The sequence below is a fragment of the Streptomyces sp. bgisy100 genome (assembly GCF_057709105.1).
In genome coordinates this window covers 1-3,397 of sequence record NZ_JBYITE010000100.1, presented here as the reverse complement: position 1 = coordinate 3,397, position 3,397 = coordinate 1, and the positions used below count along the sequence as shown (strand labels likewise).

Genomic DNA, 3,397 nt, shown 5'->3' with positions numbered 1-3,397 from the left:
TCGAAGCACCTGCGTCCGCCCACCGTCACACCGGGGCGGACAGCGCCGGCGCTGTGGAGAGCACCTTCTGGGAAGCGGTCGAACGCGAGGATCTCGCCTCCCTGACGTCCACGCTGAAGGTGGCGGAAGGCGAGCCGTTCCGTACCGTGCTGCCCGCCCTGTCGTCCTGGCGGCGGCAGCACCGCGAGCTGTCCACGGTGGACCAGTGGCGCTACCGCATCGACTGGCAGCCGTTCCCCGGGGCACAGGCACGTGCCCTCTCCGGGACCTGGCTCGCCCTGCTGCCCCGCGACGGTTCCGGGGACCGCTGGGCGGACGCACTGGAAGCGCGCGGTTCGCACCTGATCCGTGTGCCGCTCGACACGGCACCCCTGCGCGAGGAACTGGCCGGGCGGCTCCGCCAGGCCGTCGACGCCGCCGGGTCGGTCACGGGTGTGCTGTCGTTCGCCGCACTCACCGACGGCGTACATCCGGTGCACACGGCTCTGCCGTCCGGTACGGCCGCCACCGTGGTGCTGACGCAGGCACTGGGCGACGCCGGGATCGACGCCCCGTTGTGGCTGGTGACCGCGGGAGCCGTCGTCACCGGCCGCGCCGGTGAACTCCCCGATGCCGCACAGGCCCAGATCTGGGGGCTCGGCCGGGTCGTCGCACTGGAGCACCCGGACCGCTGGGGCGGTCTGATCGACCTGCCGCAGACGCAGGACCCGCTGAGCTTCGACAGGCTCCTCGACCGGCTGTGCGGAGTGCTCACGGAGAGCGGGGCCGAGGACCAGCTCGCCGTCCGTTCCTCCGGCGTGTACGTCCGTCGCCTCGTCCGTTCCCCGCTGGCCGGCACCCCGGCCGTACGGGACTGGCAGCCGAGCGGCACCGTCCTCGTCACCGGCGCCACGGGCGGGCTGGGGCCGCACATCGCGCGCTGGCTGGCCCGCCGCGGCGCGGAGCACCTGGTGCTCACCAGCCGGCGCGGGACGGACGCCCCGGGAGCGGCCGAACTGGCCGACGAGCTCAGCGCGCTCGGGGCCAGGGCCACCCTCGTTGCCTGTGACGTCTCCGACCGCGACGCCGTCGCGGCCCTCGCCGAGCGGCTCGCGGAAGCCGGGGAACCGGTGCGGGCCGTGCTGCACGCGGCCGCGTACACCGAGCTGGCCGCCCTGGCGGACACCGAACTCGCCGACTTCGCCGCTGTGGTCGACGCCAAGGCGCGGGGCGCCGAGCACCTCGACGCGCTGTTCGGCCCGGAGGTCGACGCGTTCGTTCTGTTCTCCTCGATCTCCGGCGTCTGGGGCAGCGGCAACCACGCCGCCTACGCCGCCGCCAACGCCCACCTGGACGCGCTCGCGGAGCGGCGCCGGGCCCGGGGCCTCGGCGCGACCTCGGTGGCGTGGGGCATCTGGGACAGCGGTGCCGACCGTGAAGAGGTGCTGCCCGAGCAACTGCGCCGCCAGGGGCTGCCCTTCATCGCACCCGAGCCGGCGTTCACCGCGCTCCAACAGGTCCTCGACCACGACGAGACGTTCGTCGCGGTCGCCGACGTCGACTGGGACCGCTTCGTGCCCGCGTTCACCATGGCACGGCCCCGTCCCCTCCTCGACACCGTGCCCGAGGCCCGCGCCGCCGTGGAGAACGCCGACAGCGCCGCTCTCGCGCTTGCCTCCACCGGCGGCGGCACCGGCGAGCCGGGGGAGACCTCCGCCGTCGGCCGGTTCGCCGCACTGCCCGCGGACGAGCGGCGGACCGCGGTCCTCGAGCTCGTACGGACACACGCCGCCGCGGTGCTCGGCCACACCTCGGGGGAGACCGTCGCGGCGGACCGGGCCTTCCGGGACATCGGGTTCGACTCGCTCACCGCCGTCGAACTGCGCAACCGCCTCCAGACGGCGATCGGCGTCCGGCTCCCGGCGACCATGATCTTCGATCATCCGACCCCGCAGGCCCTCGTCCGCCATCTGACCGGGACACTCCTCCGCGGCACGACGGACCGGGACGGGACGACGGACTCCGCCTCCGCGCCGGCCGGCCCGACGGCCGCGGCCGCCCCGCACGACGACCCGATCGCCATCGTGGGCATGAGCTGCCGTTACCCGGGCGGTGTGCGGTCGCCGGAGGACCTGTGGCAGCTGCTCACCGCGGGCGGTGACGCGATCTCCGGGTTCCCCATCGACCGCGGCTGGGACCTGGACGGGCTGTTCGATCCGGATCCGGACCGTCCGGGGACGAGCTATGTCCGTGAGGGCGGTTTCCTGCACGACGCGGCGGAGTTCGACGCCGGGTTCTTCGGGATTTCACCGCGTGAGGCGCTGGCGATGGACCCGCAGCAGCGGCTGCTGCTGGAGACCTCGTGGGAGGCGCTGGAGCGTGCGGGCATCGACCCGACGACCCTGCGTGGAACCCGCGGCGGGGTCTTCGTGGGCGCGGCCGCCCAGCCCTACGGCGGCGACCCGCGGCATGCCCCGGACGGTGCCGAGGCCCACCTGGTCACCGGGACCGCGGCGAGCGTCCTGTCCGGCCGCGTCTCCTACACGCTGGGCCTGGAGGGCCCCGCGGTCACCGTCGACACCGCCTGCTCGTCGTCGCTGGTGGCGCTCCACTGGGCGGTGCAGGCCCTGCGGCGGGGCGAATGCTCGCTGGCGCTGGCCGGCGGCGTCGTGGTCATGCCGACACCCGGCCCGTTCGCGGGATTCAGCCGCCAGCGGGTCCTGGCGGCCGACGGCCGCTGCAAGGCGTTCTCCGGGGCGGCCGACGGGATGGGCCTCGCCGAGGGTGTGGGCATGCTGCTGGTGGAGCGGCTGTCGGATGCCCGCCGGAACGGTCATCAGGTGCTGGCGGTGGTGCGGGGTTCGGCGGTGAACCAGGACGGCGCGTCGAACGGCCTGACCGCGCCCAACGGCCCCTCCCAGCAGCGGGTCATCCGCCAGGCGCTGACGGACGCCCACCTCGCGCCGGAGCAGGTGGACGCGGTGGAGGCGCACGGTACGGGCACGGCGCTCGGTGATCCCATCGAGGCACAGGCGCTGCTGGCCACCTACGGTCAGGAGCGCGCTGCCGGGAGCCCCCTGTGGCTCGGCTCAGTGAAGTCCAACATCGGTCACACCCAGTCGGCCGCGGGTGTCGCGAGTGTCATCAAGATGGTGCTGGCGATGCGCCACGGCGTCCTGCCGCGGACGCTGCACGTCGACGAGCCGTCACCGCATGTGGACTGGTCGGCAGGGGCTGTGGAACTGCTGACGGAGCCGGTCGACTGGCCGGAGGACGGCCGGCAGCCGCGCCGTGCAGGTGTGTCCTCGTTCGGCATCAGCGGCACCAACGCCCATGTGATCCTCGAAGACGCCCCGACGGATGAGCCGCAGGCCGAAACGGTCCGTGACGACGACGGGGGAGGGGCACCGTCCTCGGA

General features: G+C 74.1%; 1 pseudogene. It reads left to right on the top strand.

Annotated elements, in window-relative coordinates:
* Positions 1 to 35: 35 nt before the first annotated feature.
* Positions 36 to 3,397 (top strand): annotated as a pseudogene (locus AC3EQ1_RS31210) (SDR family NAD(P)-dependent oxidoreductase); the annotation flags it as partial.